This is a genomic window from Fictibacillus nanhaiensis, assembly GCF_023715445.1.
Classification (GTDB): domain Bacteria; phylum Bacillota; class Bacilli; order Bacillales; family Fictibacillaceae; genus Fictibacillus; species Fictibacillus nanhaiensis_D.
In genome coordinates this window covers 21,206-35,224 of sequence record NZ_JAMBOD010000003.1, presented here as the reverse complement: position 1 = coordinate 35,224, position 14,019 = coordinate 21,206, and the positions used below count along the sequence as shown (strand labels likewise).

The window sequence follows — 14,019 nt, the reverse complement described above, 5'->3', positions numbered from 1 at the left end:
TGCTCATACTAACACAATGATAAATGCCAAATATGGAGTGAAAAGGGATGTATTTATCCGCGAGAGAACGAAAAATCCTTGAATTTTTAATTACAAAAGATGAAGGTGCCACCGTTAAAGTGATTGCTGATGAGTTATCTGTTAGTGTCAGAACTGTCCATCGCGATTTAAAAGGTGTGGAAGACATCTTAAAAGAGTATGGACTACAGCTTCACAAAAAGTCTGGAATCGGGATTCAGATGATCGGAAATCATGAAGCAAAAGAGAAGCTGGAAATGTTTCTGTTCAATCTCGCACATAACGAATATACACCAGAGGAACGGCAAATTATTGTGCTTTCCGAACTGTTGGAGGCAACAGAGCCAGTTAAACTCCAGTCTTTAGCGAACGACATGAATGTAACGATTGCAACGATCAGTCATGATCTAAACAAGGTAGAAGAACGATTACATTCCTTTGATCTAACCGTTTTACGAAAACGCGGCTATGGTGTTGAAATTATTGGATCAGAAACCGCAAAACGGAGAGCAATGAGCAAGCTAATCTTTGAGAACATCAACGAGTTCGATCTTGTCTCCCTTCTAAAGGAGACCATTCAAAAGAAAACTTCCAAAACGATTGATACCATTACGGAACGGTTGTTAGGTCTTGTTGACAAGAAAAATATCCTTATTATAGAGAAGCAAATCGAACAGATCAAAGGTGATCTACCTTACCCGATCGCTGACAGTGCATATATCGGCCTGGTGATCCACCTGGCCCTTGCAATCGAAAGGATTGAGCGGGGAGAATTGATCAAGTTTGATGAAGACCATCTTGAGAGCTTAAGTGCATCAAAGGAATTTAGGGCAGCAGCAAAAATTGTAGCAGGACTAGAAGATGTGTTTCAGCTGGATATACCCCGAGGTGAAATCGGGTATATAACAATGCATCTGATGGGAGCAAAAATCCGCAAGTCTACAGATGACTTGTTTGAAGAATCCGCTCTTCAAGTAGGTATACTTGTACAGAAGTTGATTCAGTTCGTTAGCAGAGAAATCCAATTTGACTTAGCAATAGATCATTCACTGTTTCAAGGACTGGTAGCACACTTACGGCCGGCCCTATACAGGCTAAAGCAGAAGATGGGCATTTCCAACCCGTTGCTTTCAAGGATTGAAACGGATTACCGTGATTTGTTCTTGATTCTGGAAAAAGGGGTAAAAGAGATTTTTCCGGATGTGGCCATACCGAAAGAGGAAATTGCCTATCTGGTCATGCACTTTGCCTCGGCTCTAATAAACAAAGAAGAAATCAGAGAGTTGAAAACATTGGTTGTTTGTTCCAGTGGAATCGGAACATCCAAAATGCTGTCCACGAAATTAGCGAGTGAGATTCCAGGGTTAAAAACAGAAAGCGCCTCTCTTTTTGATCTGGATCGGATCGATAAAGACGATTTTGACTTGATCATCTCAACGGTAGGCTTAAACAATTTTAATGATGACTACCTTTTAGTCAGCCCGTTGCTCTCTGATAATGAAATTGCAAGGATTAAGCAGCATTTACTAGAGAAAAAGGGTATCCGTAAAATCAAAAGTGATTTAGAGCAAAAGGTAAAAAAGAATGCAAGTACAGAAGATTTTGTCCATAGAATAGGCAAAATACAACGGTACTCCACAGCGATCTCACAGCTTCTGATTGAGTTCTACATGGTGGAAATCACGGAACGACTTTCCGTTCAGGAGGCTTTAAAAGTTTTAGTAAAGCCGTTAGCGGAGAAAGGGTTTGTAAGTGAAACGAATGGCGTGGTACAGGCTCTTATAGAGAGGGAAAAGATTGCCGGTCTTGGGATCCCGGGAACATCACTTGCTTTGTATCATACAAAAAGCGATCTTGTAAACGAGATTAGTTTTACTATTGCCCGATTATTTCAGCCCCTAACCGTAATTGGAATGGATGGTTCTGAAGTAATGATCAATACGATTCTTCTTATGCTGTCACCGCTCGACACAACAGATGAATCACTGGAAGTGCTAAGCGGCATCAGTTCTCTGATTATCAGGGATGAACATTCTATAAACGTTTTTCAAAACGGTTCAGAAAATGGAATCTTGGATCTTATGGCTAAGGAATGTAAAGAGATATATCAATCCAAAACAGAAAAATAGGAGTGTTTGAATATGGCAAAAGAAATCTTAACATCAAAAAACATCTTATTGAATCAAAGCTTCTCAAACAAAGAGGAGGCTATTAGAGGCACAGGACAAGTTTTAGTCGATAAAGGTTATGTGGAAGCAGACTATATTGAAAAGATGCTTGAGCGTGAAGAGCTAACTTCAACATACATGGGTAACTTTGTTGCGATCCCGCATGGAACCGAAGATGCAAAGAAATCTGTGAATGAATCTGGGTTATCTATTTTACAAGTTCCAAACGGTGTTGACTTCGGTGACGGTAACATTGTAAAAGTATTGATTGGAATCGCAGGGAAAGACAACGAACACTTGGATATCCTATCCCAGATCGCTATTGTATGTTCTGAAGAAGAAAACATCGAAAAAATCGTAAACGCTAAATCATCAGAAGAGATTCTTGGATTATTTTCAGAGGTGAATTAAGATGTTAGTCGTACATTTTGGAGCAGGTAATATCGGTAGAGGCTTTATCGGAAGCCTTCTTTCCAATGCGGGATATGAAGTTTGCTTTGTTGACATTAACGAAGAAATCGTTAGTCTTCTAAACGAAAGACAAGAATACCGTGTAGTTCTTGCCGATGAAGAGAGCCAGGAAACGATTATTAATGGTGTAAGAGCGATCAACAGCATACAAAATCCTGATGATGTTGTTAATGCGATTGCAAAAGCAGACCTGGTTACAACAGCGGTTGGGCCAAACATTCTTCCAATCATTTCTGAATTGATCACAAATGGATTAAGAAAAAGAGCGGAATTAAAAAGCCCGCTAAACATCATTGCCTGTGAAAACATGATTGGTGGCAGTGCGTTCTTAAAGGGAAAGGTTTATGAAAAGCTGTCTGACAGCGAGAAGGACCAGTTTGATCAGCTTTTTTCGTTTCCAAATGCGGCTGTAGACCGAATCGTCCCAAATCAGGTGAATGAAGATAAACTGATGGTTTCTGTTGAACCGTTCTTTGAATGGGTAGTTGACAGGTCCAACATGATCGGTGAGGTTCCTAGTATTGAAGGTGTTACATGGGTTGACGACCTGACGCCATATATCGAGCGCAAACTATTTACCGTTAATACAGGACATGCCGTAGCTGCATATACAGGCTTTCAAGCTGGTATGAAGACGATCAAAGATGCGATGGAAAACCCGGAAGTATTTGATATTGTAAAAAATACTCTACAAGAAACGGGCTCTGTCTTAGTTAAAAAATATAACTTTAATAGTGATGAACACCAGAAATACATTGAAAAGATCATCGGCCGTTTTACAAATCCGTATATAAATGATGAAATTCCACGAGTAGCGCGGGGTCCGTTACGTAAGTTGGGGAGAAACGATCGTCTGGTTAATCCCTCGATTCAGTATTTGGAGTATCTGCAAGAAGAACCAAAGTATTTAGTGAAGGGCATCGCAGCTGCACTTAAGTATGACTATCCAGAAGATGAAGAAGCTGTTAAGCTGCAAGCATTGATCGAAGAAAAGGGTTATGAGAAAGCCATTCAGGAAGTTTGCGGGTTGCAAGAAGAAAATACTTTAGAGAAGTTAATCTTAAAGGAGTTAAATTAGATTAAGAATCGTTTACACGAGTGGCAACTTTAATGTTTCCACTTCAGACCGTAGACAAACCCCTTTTTCAACTTATAGTGAAAAGGGGTTTTGTCTATGAATCAGCTGTTTAATAACAGCTGAATTTTTATTGCATAAAACATACGATATGCCCCTATTGATCTTTAAGGTTTAAAGCCGCCCTGTGCATCCCCACCGCGATGTACGGACACCCCTGGGTCGGCCCCGGCGTCAAAGCCTGGCAGTTCATCAGCGGGAATTCCGAGAATCCCATGGTAGACCTAGGCTGGAAGTCCGTCGGGGTGCTGGAGCTCACAGCGCTGCCAAGCATCGACAAAGACAGCTGGGTGCCGCTGGTCCGGGAGACGGACGTCCTGCTGGTGGCGGGTGGCGACGCCCTTTACCTGTGCCACTGGATGCGGCAATCCGGCCTGGCAGACCTCTTGCCGTCGCTGCAAGCAGTCTATGTGGGAATGAGTGCTGGGAGCATGGTGATGGCACCTAACATCGGGGAATTCTTCGTTGGCTGGACTCCACCCAACGGTGGAGATAAAGCGCTTGGGCTTGTCGATTTTGCAATGTTTCCACACTTAGATCACGAGATGCTGCCGGGAAATACCATGGCTGCCGCAGAGAGATGGGCCGCCGAGATGGAAGGGCCGGCGTATGCTCTTGACGATGAAACCGCCATCAAAGTGATCGACGGAGCGGTCGAAGTTGTCTCCGAAGGGCATTGGAAACTGTTTTCGCCCTGATATTACTCCTCCGCTAAAAATATCAAAAAACCTAGGCGAGATTCATTGTGATGCAATTTAGAGAGGATTGTATGGGTTTCTTATCAATATATGGTGAAGGGTTTCACTTAAGCTAACTGGTGCGTTGATCTAATAAGGATTAACGCCTTTTCTAATGGAACTTATCAAACAAACGTGCAGGATTGTTGAAGAAGGATATTTTTTTGTTTTAAGCGAATTTCAAACAATCCTTACACGAATACAGGTATTGAAAATAACAGAAACGAGGAGGTATGAGATATGAAGATTAATAGAATAGATCATGTGAGTATAAACGTAAACGATCTTTCAGAGGCTAAAGCGTTTTTTCTTGATTTAGGACTTGAAGTGCAAGCGGAATGGGAATTGGAAGGAGAACAGTTGGACAGAATAGTTGGGCTTAATGATGTTAAAACGGCATGTGTAGGATTGGGGATGCCAGATGGTCAAGCATGGATAGAGCTAGTCAAATTTTATACGCCGTCAGATGAAATAGATATTCAGCAACCTTTTGCAAATACGCTGGGTATCCGACATATTTGCTTTACTGTTGAAGATATTGAAGCGATTGTTGCAAAATTGAAAAAGAAGGGCACGGAAATCTTTAGTGAGATACAGCAATATGAAGAAAGTTATAAGTTATGCTACGTTCGTGGTCCAGAGGGAATTATTTTAGAGTTGGCGGAAAAAATCAGATAAATATTGAATGGGACTTTAAATGATTTAGAACTCCGACTTTAAAAATGTGTCCGTTATCATTTAAAAGGAATTGGTATAAATAAACAAAGTGTTACTCCATTATCGTGTGCATTTCTGGAATAGGAAAAGTGTCTTTATTACTTTCCCATGGGTTTTAAACTAGAAAAAGTCTCGTGGACGATAAATGACCCGAGACTTTGATTTAAACGTTCGTTCTATTAAAGTAATTTTTAAAATTACTATTGAGGTAAAGTAGTTAATTGTGTCTTGTTTCTAAGCGCTTTTCAATACGCTCAAGCATCTTTTTATCTTGTAGTAGTTCTTTTTTATTTTTAACTACTAATTCTTTAAAGGAAATCATATTCTTCTTTCTCATCGTATTCACCTTCCTTTGCTTATAAATATTATAACCTATATTTTCCCATGATTATCCGAGAAATGTTACAAATCATTGAATATTTCGAAAATAAAAGCGAGAGAAAAGGGTTATCAAGAGATACCTTTAAGATCTGGTGGTCAGAGAAAAGAAGCTCATGAATTTTACAAAGGAATTGGTTCTAAAAATATTAAGTGGCAGAAAGTTTTTTCTCAAAAAGTTCGGTGTGTTCGGTAGTAATTTATGTTACAGTGCTTATTCTGCAATGGGAGGCGAATGATGATTCAAATGACCGCTTATGTTAGGGACATTTTGTAAGTCCTTAGAAAAAGAAAATTTTTTTATGTTGACATATCGCCAATGGAGCCTTTATAGTTATCCATATTATTCTGAATAATCATTTGAAAAAAGCAACGAACGGGAGTAGTAGATGTTTATTTGTAGTCTAGAGAGCTGCGGGTTGGTGCAACGCAGTCTATGAATCCATTGAACTCGCCCGGGAGCAGCAAGACAAAAAGAACGCGTTCTCTATGTTTTGACGACTAACCTTCGTTAACAGGTTCTACAAGCAGGATTCAAAATGAATCAACAAGAGTGGTACCGCGGTCAGCCAAAGGCTTATCGTCTCTTTTCTCTCCATTGGAGATCAGGGATGGTAAGCCTTTTTTGTTATTTGTTTTAGAATCTAAGTTTAAATCAGGAGAGGTTATTTAGATGGAAAAAAGCACCCAGAATTTACAGCGAACGATGACTTCCCGTCATATCATGATGATGGCTATTGGCGGCAGCATTGGAGCCGGTCTGTTTAAAGGCAGCAGCGAAGCTATTGATATGGCAGGTCCTGCCGTTGTATTGGCTTATTTGATTGGAGGCATTTTATTATTATTTGTTATGCAAGGATTAGCTGAGATGGCGGTCCAGAACAGCGGAGCCCGAACGTTTCGTGACCTCGTTCAGTCTGTGTTAGGTGTGTTTCCCGCTTATTTTCTAGACTGGATCTATTGGAAGATGTGGGTCTTAAACATCGCTGCCGAGGCAGTGGTGGCGGCGATCTTCTTGCAGTATTGGTTTTCGGAAACCCCGATTTGGGTTCTGGCACTATTAGTGTCCGTATCGGTGACGTTTGTCAATTTGTTGTCCGTCAAAATTTTTGCTGAGACTGAATATTGGCTTGCTCTTATTAAGATCAGTGTTATCGTCATTTTTATTCTGTCAGGTATTATGCTTCTGTTCGTTTCGATTGGAGGACATACCGCACCAAGCTTCTCCCATTTAACATCTCATGGAGGGTTCTTTCCAAACGGAACAGAGGGCTTAATGACATCCATGCTTGTGGTGATCTACTCATATGGAGGAACCGAGATCATCGGGGTAACATTGGCTGAAACAAAGAATCCTGAAAATGTCGTGCCAAAGGTGGTTCGCAGCACGTTGACTCGAATCATTGCCTTTTATATCTTTCCGTTCTTTATCATTGTTGGCCTGATTCCGTGGAATCAAGTAAATGGTGTGGAACAAAGTCCATTTGTAACGGTGTTTCAATTAATAGGGATTCCAGGAGCTGATCATTTGATGAATGCTGTCATTCTATTGGCCATCATCTCATCGATGAACTCAGGACTTTATGGTTCTTCCCGTGTGCTATATACACAGGCTGTTGATGGAAGAGTTCCTAAGATGTTCGCCCGTCTCTCAGTGAAAAAAGTACCTTTCTGTTCCATACTGATGTGCACAGCATCCCTCTATGCGGGTGTTTTAATCTCTATATTCGCCGGCAGTCAGACCTTTAAGTACTTGATGGGATCCTTGGGTTATACTGTGTTGTTTATCTGGTTAATCATTGCATTCGCTCATCTGAAATCACGAAAACATAAAGCAAAGGTAGAAGGCTATTATGTAAAGTGGTTTCCGTATACGACTTGGATTGCCATTGTCTCATTGATTACGATTTTAATTGGTATTGTATGGACTAGCCCAATCATGATAACCGTATTTACACTTGGCATCTATCTATTGATTACAGCTACTTATATATATAGAAGAAATTCCCTTTCCACCCACACAGCTTACAAGGAAATGGTTAAAGTAAAAAAGCTTGGTTGATTTTCAAGCTTTTTTATTTGGACTTTATTTTCCCTTCTAAATTAACAGTACTCAGCGCTGGAAGAAAATGAGCTTATTGGAATTGTAAAGATTGTTCCGTATCTATCTACTCCTAAAAAACTACAGCTGACAGCGGATACTTATCATTATGATTTTTCCCGCCTGACTGAAACATGTTAATACAAGTAGGGGGTGAACATTTATATATACAATCGGCCCGTAATATGGAGTAATTTTTTAAATTTCGCTACAAAATAGTTTGTTGTTCAAATATAATATAAAAAGCCTAATCCCTGATCACTAGGGTATTAGGCTATTTCTTTTTATAAATTTATATTAATAAGGTAATTTATACCCATAGCATTTAGTTAAATGTTAATAAGGGTAATGAATTTATTGAGATTTTTAGTATTTGATGACCTAAAAAACAAGAAAGTATATTGCTTGTAATAATAGAAAAATTAATCATGGAGTAACCTTTGTGTTCAAAGGTTGCTTTTTTAATTCGAATTTTAATGTTTTTTTGCTTGTTTGGGTCTTAATTAGTATTAAAATATATTTTTTTGTAAAACTAACAATGGTTATAAAAAAGAAAACCAAACAAAATAAATATAACAAGGAGACAAGAAAGATGACAGTAGCAAGTAATTTAAAAACGACTCTTGCAGGATTAAAAAGTGCCCAAGCCTCTCTGGAGACATTTGCTCTTGATACTGAAAACCAGCAGGCAAAGCAGTTGTACCAAAATGCAGCCCAGCAAGCACAAACCATAGTGGATTCTTTAAGTTCTCGTTTACAAGAAGTAGAACAAGAAGAGCCGCAATATAAACAATAGCAACAAGAAATTGTATAGAGAAAAGGGTGAACATTCATCCTTTTCTATTTGCATTTATACATATTTTTAATGAAAGGGTGAGAGTGGGCTGTATGGAAAAAACGAACTTAGTGAAGGTTCTTTTGATTTCCCTATCTTCTTTTATGATTTTAGTTTCTGGATGTAATAACAAAAAAGAAGAAGGAAGAAGCAACAAAGATTCACCATCTCCAATGTCATATATAGAAAATAAACAATCTCCATCACATGAAGCAAAAGCAATCGTTCTTTCTATGCCAGAAATAACAGATGCCAAAGCGGTTAATTCTGAAGATCAAATTTTTTTGGCTGTAAAACCAAAGCATCTTGAGCGGTTCCAATTAACAAGCCTTAAGAAAAAAACAAAAAAGAAAATAGAAAAAAAGTATCCGAAAATGGAAGTAAACGTCAGCACGGATCAAAAGATATTTACTTTGCTTGGTGAACTGGAGAGCAAGTTAGATAAAAAAATGGACAGCAAGGATATCGAGAGAGAATTGAAAAAGATTCAGAAGAAATCAACGGATGAGGCCTAACATTTTGTGTTAGAAGAAAGGAGCGGCAGCATGGCAAGCAAAGATAAAGAATTGACACCGGTTCAGCAGGAATATCAACAGTTTCAGGATCAGCACGAAATAAAAAGGCCAGTTATCACAAATTGCATAAAAGCCTTTTTGGTCGGTGGATTTATTTGTTTTGTAGGACAGCTCATCTCCATAATGTACGTGACCTACTTTAATTTTACAGAAGAAAATGTCGGCAATCCGACAGTAGCTACAATGATTTTTATCTCGATGCTCTTAACCGGATTTGGCGTCTATGATAGGATGGCGCAGTTTGGAGGAGCAGGTACTGCAGTTCCGGTTACTGGATTTGGCAACTCGGTCATTTCGGCTGCTATCGAACATCGTACTGAAGGGTTTGTTTTAGGGGTAGGAAGCAATATGTTCAAGCTGGCGGGATCCGTCATTCTATTTGGTGTGTTTTCCGCATTTGTAATCGCGATCATCAAAACTATTTGTATTCAATATGGGGGTCTGTAATGTTAAAAGGCCATCGTACATGGGTGTTTGAAAATAAACCTGTAATCATTTCAACAGGAACGGTAGGAGGGCCGTTTGAGGCGAATGGGCGTATCGCTGACGACTTCGATCTTCTACATGGAGATCTATGGCTCGGCCAAGATTCTTATGAAAAAGCCCAAAAGGTACTATTTGAAGAATCCTGCCAAAAAGCTATGGAAAAAGCAAATATTCAAAAAGAAGAAGTACAGTTTATTCTGGCTGGTGATCTTATAAATCAGATCACAAGTACAAGTTTTGCATGCAGGACGCTGGAAGCGCCTTATCTTGGTTTATTCGGGGCATGCTCTACTTCAATGGAAGGGCTTGCAATGGGGGCATTCATCGTAAATAGCAAGGGGGCAAAGTATTTATTGACAGGAACAGCAAGCCATAATGCTGCCGTAGAAAAACAGTTCCGCTACCCAACAGAATATGGCGGACAAAAACCGCCGACTGCACAATGGACCGTTACAGGAGCAGGAAGTGCGCTGTTAAGCGATCAAGGTGAAGGGCCACGTGTGACTTCGGCAACGATCGGGAAGGTTATCGATATGGGATTGACTGATCCCTTTAATATGGGCGGTGCCATGGCGCCTGCTGCAATAGATACAATTGAAGCCCATCTGCGAGACATGGAAATAGATCCCTCCTACTATGACCTAATCGTAACAGGTGATCTTGGATCGATCGGCCATGAAATCGCGTTAGATCTACTTAATAAACATGGATTCTTATTAAATGCAGAGCAATTCCAGGATTGCGGCATGATGATCTACCGGGAAGGACAGCCCGTGCTTGCTGGGGCGAGCGGCTGTGGATGTTCCGCAACTGTGGTATATGGACATCTATTAAACCGGATGAAAAAAGGAGAATTCAAGAGAATGCTTGTCGTTGCGACAGGAGCACTTCTTTCTCCATTAACCTTTCAACAGAATGAAACCATCCCATGCATCGCTCATGCGGTGTCTATTGAATATGGAGGTGCAGAATAAATGGCTATCCTTTTTTGGGCCTTTGTAATTGGCGGAGCGATTTGTGTGATCGGACAGATCATGTTTGATGTTTTTAAATTAACACCTGCCCACACGATGACAACTTTAGTTGTAGCAGGTGCAATACTTGATGGAGTCGGCTTATACGAACCATTGATTGATTTTGCGGGTGCAGGAGCAACCGTTCCGATCACCAGCTTTGGCAACGCACTTGTCGATGGTGCGATGGCCGAAGGGGAGAAACACGGTATCATCGGTGTGATAACCGGAATGTTTAAAGTGACAAGCGCTGGAATCTCCGCAGCAATCATTTTTGGATTTATAGGAGCACTACTATTTAAACCAAAAGGCTAAAAGAAAAGGGGATATAAAAAATGACTATCGCATCAAATGTCAAACAATGCATGGTAACCTTGAAAAGCGCTAAGGAAACACTGAGCAAATTAGCACAAAAGTCAAGAGATGAACAAGCGAAGCGAACGTTTCATGAGAGTATGATAGAGGTAGAGGAGATCATTTCTGATCTGCAAAAGAGAATCGGGCAGCTTGAATTTGAAGAACCGCAATATAAAGGAAATTAGACAGACATATTAAGGAGACAGTTATGCTTAATTGGGTAGAAATTGTAATACGTTCCTTTACTTTTTTAATCGCACTTTTTTTGTTAACCAAATGGCTGGGCAAGAAGCAGCTGGCCGAACTGTCCTTTTTTGAATACGTTACAGGGATTACAATTGGAAGCATAGCAGCTGAGGTAACGATGGGATTGGAACGCCATATCATGCACGGGCTGATTGCTATGTCTATATGGACTCTGTTTCCCATCATAATGGGATTGATATCGTTAAAAAATAAGAAAATACGGGATTTTGTTGAAGGAAAAGCAACCATCGTCATCAAAGACGGAAAAATCCTGGAAGATAATTTAAAAAAAGAACGTTACACCATTGATGAATTATTAGAACAACTAAGAAGCAAAGACGTATTCCAGGTTTCTGACGTTGAATTCGCTGTCATTGAGCCAAATGGAGATGTGAGCATATTATTAAAAAAGGAAAATCGGCCTCTTACTGCAAAGGACATCCAACTAAATCAACCTTCTGTAAAGGAACCTCAAACCGTCATTATGGATGGCTTAATACTCGATGAACCACTTTCTACGGCCGGATTGAACAGAGGCTGGCTGAATGAGGAACTTGAGAAATTAGAAGTAACAGTTGATAATGTGTTTCTGGGGCAGATCGATTCATATGGCCAGTTAACAGTGGATCTTTATGATGACAAGATTAATGTCCCATCCCCTAAGGAAAAACCATTGCTTTTGGCTTCATTAAAGAAATGCCAAGCTGATCTGGAGCTGTTTTCCATTCAAACTGAATCTGAGAAAGCAAAACAACTATACAATAAAAACAGCCAAAAGCTGAATCGGTTACTCAGCAAGTTGACACCGTTGCTCAACGATAATTAAAAACAAAAAAACCTGTAAATGTTCTATATTGGATTCTTTGATGAAGAAAAATAAAGAGGACTGCTTAGAATAAGCGTCCTTTTTTATCGTTCCAAGAATCTTTTTAAAACAGTTCTTATATCCTGCTGCTGATCAGTATGTTCAAAAACGATTTGTTGCAATGTTTGTCTTTCGACCTCATTCTCAAGAAACGAAAGTAGGCTGCCCTCTAAATCCCTGTCATTTAACTTTATTGCAAGTTTCTCTTGCAGCAGATACTGCTCATTTATCTCTTCCTGCCCCGGCAGCGCATCGAGAAGGCCTATCGGGATTCCTTTACGGAGGGATTCACTGGGTGTGATTCCTCCTGGCTTTGATACCACTATGTCCGTACCGTCATAGAGACTGTTCATTTCCTCTCTTGAATGGATATAAGGAATGGGTTGAAGAAAAGGATTTCGAAGCTTTTCAATCTTATGAAATAACTGCTGATTTCTTCCACATAACAACTTGTAGTTGATTTTTCCCGAAAATTGGCTATGAGCAAAAACCTTTTCTATAGACCCTATACCAAGGCTTCCACCAGAAACTAATACATTAAAGGAAGGTTTGCGTCGTTCTTCAAATCTTTCTTTTGAGCTATGGAAAAAAATCGGGTGCACGGGAATGCCGGTTACAGCAATCTTTTCAGATGAAACATTGCGCTTTTCAAGAAAGTATCTCATAGCTTCACTGGGCACAAGGTGGAGATCGATGTGAGATTTTCCCCAAACTGTATTGATAAAGAAGTCTGTATAGGCGTTGATGACTGGAATAGACAGCTGTTTCTTCTTCTTTAAAAGGTTCAATAGGTAGGAAGGCAAGCAATGTGTACAGATAATAAGATCGGGGTTTTCTTCCCTAATCAGCTTCTTCAAGCTTTTTAAGAAGAAACGTTCATAAAAAAGATATCGTTTTTCAATCGCTTTGTTCTGGAAGCGGCATGCATTAAAACGATACAGCCAGCTGTAAAAAGAAGGTATCGCTTTGATTACATGCAAATATAAGTTAGATGTTGCCTGCTCGATATAGGGGGATTTATATTGAAAAATATCTACTTTCTCTATTACAAACGAGTCTTCGATCTTTTTTAGGTATGCACTAACGGCATCTGCAACTTGGTGATGTCCTGATGGCAATTGTAAAAAAGGTAAGATGAGTATTTTTTTCATACTTGCTTGAATCCTTTTTTTCTTACTATTTACTTAAGCTTTGGTTGTCATTCATAAAAAATCTCTCCTTTCATTTCCACATTTAAAGTCGGCATAAATATAACATCCTAGTTGTGTAGCCTAATGAAAGGAGGAAGAGAAAGAATGCTGATGCGTTTTGTTTTTTTATCTTTTTGGAGATATATAGACCCTGTATATTTTTCATTAACCCGTCTTCAGTATCTTTGTTCTGACCAAGAAAAAGGGATCTTCAGGGTAAGGTTAACAAGATACAAAGGAAAAAACGTCACTTTGTCTGACGGTACCGAAATCTGTAAAAATGATCTCTTGGTTAAAATTCACTTACACAATATAAAAGTAATCAAGGATTGCACTCCTATGAAAAATGATTTGTCAAAGGGGAAGGCCGTTTTCAAAATGGTCTTAGACTCTATGCCTTATTTGGCTTCTTATATTTATGATCATCCAAAGAAAGAAAAGATAAAAGGGATAATAGGCATTACACTCATTAACAAGGGTGTTAAGGGGCTCGGTTTTGAATGTGTACTGCCTGAAAGCAAGCTCTATAAACAGTTTAAAAAAATATCACAGATGTTCATATATGTTTTATCCCATTCAACGATTTCAGTTAAAAACTTTAAAAAACATCATCCTGTTTACTTGATGATGTCTAAAGAAAAGTTAATGGAGAAGTATAAAAACTAAAGGTTTCCTCTAACTACCACTTGGACTCTCCTCTCTTCCTTACTATACTTGTTGGAAGAGA

Annotated in this window: 15 protein-coding genes, 1 pseudogene and 1 other annotated feature; of the genes and pseudogenes, 14 read left to right on the top strand and 2 right to left on the bottom strand. The window is 39.4% G+C overall.

The window, feature by feature from the left end; all coding sequences use genetic code 11:
- Positions 1-47: 47 nt before the first annotated feature.
- The 5 genes and pseudogenes from M3196_RS10325 to M3196_RS10305 all read left to right on the top strand — a co-directional run bounded on the left by M3196_RS10325 (position 48) and on the right by M3196_RS10305 (position 5,207).
- Positions 48-2,147, top strand: coding sequence for a BglG family transcription antiterminator (locus M3196_RS10325; RefSeq protein WP_251322205.1), 2,100 nt, complete (start codon positions 48-50; stop codon positions 2,145-2,147).
- A gap of 12 nt (positions 2,148-2,159) precedes the next feature.
- Positions 2,160-2,597: a PTS sugar transporter subunit IIA gene (locus tag M3196_RS10320; RefSeq protein ID WP_251322204.1), complete on the top strand. Its 438-nt coding sequence runs from the start codon at positions 2,160-2,162 to the stop codon at positions 2,595-2,597.
- Between the two features lies 1 nt (position 2,598).
- The gene (locus tag M3196_RS10315) at positions 2,599-3,735 is read left to right on the top strand and encodes a mannitol-1-phosphate 5-dehydrogenase (RefSeq protein ID WP_251322203.1); all 1,137 of its coding nucleotides are present in this window, start codon (positions 2,599-2,601) and stop codon (positions 3,733-3,735) included.
- A 179-nt stretch (positions 3,736-3,914) separates the two neighbouring features.
- Positions 3,915-4,490 (top strand): annotated as a pseudogene (locus tag M3196_RS10310) (Type 1 glutamine amidotransferase-like domain-containing protein); the annotation flags it as partial.
- Between the two features lie 279 nt (positions 4,491-4,769).
- On the top strand, positions 4,770-5,207 hold the full coding sequence (locus tag M3196_RS10305; protein ID WP_251322202.1) for a VOC family protein: 438 nt from the start codon (positions 4,770-4,772) through the stop codon (positions 5,205-5,207).
- 256 nt (positions 5,208-5,463) lie between these two features.
- On the opposite strand, the gene M3196_RS10300 is transcribed toward M3196_RS10305, so the two are convergent.
- Complete coding sequence (locus M3196_RS10300; RefSeq protein ID WP_083207697.1) at positions 5,464-5,583, bottom strand: FbpB family small basic protein; 120 nt, start codon at positions 5,581-5,583, stop codon at positions 5,464-5,466.
- A 404-nt stretch (positions 5,584-5,987) separates the two neighbouring features.
- Positions 5,988-6,215 (top strand) — a binding site (T-box leader).
- A gap of 82 nt (positions 6,216-6,297) precedes the next feature.
- Between M3196_RS10300 and M3196_RS10295 the strand changes: the two genes are divergently transcribed.
- The 8 genes from M3196_RS10295 (at position 6,298) to M3196_RS10260 (ending at position 12,063) form a co-directional block, all read left to right on the top strand.
- Positions 6,298-7,686, top strand: coding sequence for an amino acid permease (locus M3196_RS10295; protein WP_251322201.1), 1,389 nt, complete (start codon positions 6,298-6,300; stop codon positions 7,684-7,686).
- A gap of 631 nt (positions 7,687-8,317) precedes the next feature.
- The gene (locus M3196_RS10290; RefSeq protein WP_197192274.1) at positions 8,318-8,521 is read left to right on the top strand and encodes a DUF1657 domain-containing protein; all 204 of its coding nucleotides are present in this window, start codon (positions 8,318-8,320) and stop codon (positions 8,519-8,521) included.
- A 92-nt stretch (positions 8,522-8,613) separates the two neighbouring features.
- Positions 8,614-9,075: a YhcN/YlaJ family sporulation lipoprotein gene (locus M3196_RS10285; RefSeq protein ID WP_251322200.1), complete on the top strand. Its 462-nt coding sequence runs from the start codon at positions 8,614-8,616 to the stop codon at positions 9,073-9,075.
- A 30-nt stretch (positions 9,076-9,105) separates the two neighbouring features.
- Positions 9,106-9,582, top strand: coding sequence for a stage V sporulation protein AC (gene spoVAC, locus M3196_RS10280; protein ID WP_251322199.1), 477 nt, complete (start codon positions 9,106-9,108; stop codon positions 9,580-9,582).
- Positions 9,582-10,595 (top strand): stage V sporulation protein AD, encoded by a 1,014-nt coding sequence (gene spoVAD / locus M3196_RS10275; RefSeq protein WP_251322198.1) that lies wholly within the window; start codon positions 9,582-9,584, stop codon positions 10,593-10,595. The genes spoVAC and spoVAD overlap by 1 nt, the downstream gene beginning before the upstream one ends.
- Positions 10,596-10,949, top strand: coding sequence for a stage V sporulation protein AE (gene spoVAE / locus M3196_RS10270; protein ID WP_188401443.1), 354 nt, complete (start codon positions 10,596-10,598; stop codon positions 10,947-10,949).
- A gap of 20 nt (positions 10,950-10,969) precedes the next feature.
- Positions 10,970-11,176 (top strand): DUF1657 domain-containing protein, encoded by a 207-nt coding sequence (locus M3196_RS10265; RefSeq protein ID WP_197192277.1) that lies wholly within the window; start codon positions 10,970-10,972, stop codon positions 11,174-11,176.
- Between the two features lie 23 nt (positions 11,177-11,199).
- The gene (locus M3196_RS10260) at positions 11,200-12,063 is read left to right on the top strand and encodes a DUF421 domain-containing protein (RefSeq protein ID WP_251322197.1); all 864 of its coding nucleotides are present in this window, start codon (positions 11,200-11,202) and stop codon (positions 12,061-12,063) included.
- A gap of 83 nt (positions 12,064-12,146) precedes the next feature.
- Here the strand turns inward: M3196_RS10260 and M3196_RS10255 are convergent, their stop codons facing one another.
- Positions 12,147-13,253 carry an MGDG synthase family glycosyltransferase gene (locus tag M3196_RS10255; protein ID WP_251322196.1) on the bottom strand — a complete coding sequence of 369 codons (1,107 nt, stop codon included), beginning with the start codon at positions 13,251-13,253 and terminating at the stop codon, positions 12,147-12,149.
- A 123-nt stretch (positions 13,254-13,376) separates the two neighbouring features.
- Between M3196_RS10255 and M3196_RS22215 the strand changes: the two genes are divergently transcribed.
- Positions 13,377-13,958 (top strand): YkoP family protein, encoded by a 582-nt coding sequence (locus tag M3196_RS22215; RefSeq protein WP_425310992.1) that lies wholly within the window; start codon positions 13,377-13,379, stop codon positions 13,956-13,958.
- The last annotated feature ends 61 nt before the right edge of the window (positions 13,959-14,019 follow it).

Bases quoted from the DNA above. Each gene is read 5' to 3' on its own strand.
- M3196_RS10325 (WP_251322205.1), top strand. From the start codon at position 48: ATGTATTTATCCGCGAGAGAACGAAAAATCCTTGAATTTTTAATTACA.
- M3196_RS10320 (WP_251322204.1), top strand. From the start codon at position 2,160: ATGGCAAAAGAAATCTTAACATCAAAAAACATCTTATTGAATCAAAGC.
- M3196_RS10315 (WP_251322203.1), top strand. From the start codon at position 2,599: ATGTTAGTCGTACATTTTGGAGCAGGTAATATCGGTAGAGGCTTTATC.
- M3196_RS10305 (WP_251322202.1), top strand. From the start codon at position 4,770: ATGAAGATTAATAGAATAGATCATGTGAGTATAAACGTAAACGATCTT.
- M3196_RS10300 (WP_083207697.1), bottom strand. From the start codon at position 5,583: ATGAGAAAGAAGAATATGATTTCCTTTAAAGAATTAGTAGTTAAAAAT.
- M3196_RS10295 (WP_251322201.1), top strand. From the start codon at position 6,298: ATGGAAAAAAGCACCCAGAATTTACAGCGAACGATGACTTCCCGTCAT.
- M3196_RS10290 (WP_197192274.1), top strand. From the start codon at position 8,318: ATGACAGTAGCAAGTAATTTAAAAACGACTCTTGCAGGATTAAAAAGT.
- M3196_RS10285 (WP_251322200.1), top strand. From the start codon at position 8,614: ATGGAAAAAACGAACTTAGTGAAGGTTCTTTTGATTTCCCTATCTTCT.
- spoVAC (WP_251322199.1), top strand. From the start codon at position 9,106: ATGGCAAGCAAAGATAAAGAATTGACACCGGTTCAGCAGGAATATCAA.
- spoVAD (WP_251322198.1), top strand. From the start codon at position 9,582: ATGTTAAAAGGCCATCGTACATGGGTGTTTGAAAATAAACCTGTAATC.
- spoVAE (WP_188401443.1), top strand. From the start codon at position 10,596: ATGGCTATCCTTTTTTGGGCCTTTGTAATTGGCGGAGCGATTTGTGTG.
- M3196_RS10265 (WP_197192277.1), top strand. From the start codon at position 10,970: ATGACTATCGCATCAAATGTCAAACAATGCATGGTAACCTTGAAAAGC.
- M3196_RS10260 (WP_251322197.1), top strand. From the start codon at position 11,200: ATGCTTAATTGGGTAGAAATTGTAATACGTTCCTTTACTTTTTTAATC.
- M3196_RS10255 (WP_251322196.1), bottom strand. From the start codon at position 13,253: ATGAAAAAAATACTCATCTTACCTTTTTTACAATTGCCATCAGGACAT.
- M3196_RS22215 (WP_425310992.1), top strand. From the start codon at position 13,377: ATGAAAGGAGGAAGAGAAAGAATGCTGATGCGTTTTGTTTTTTTATCT.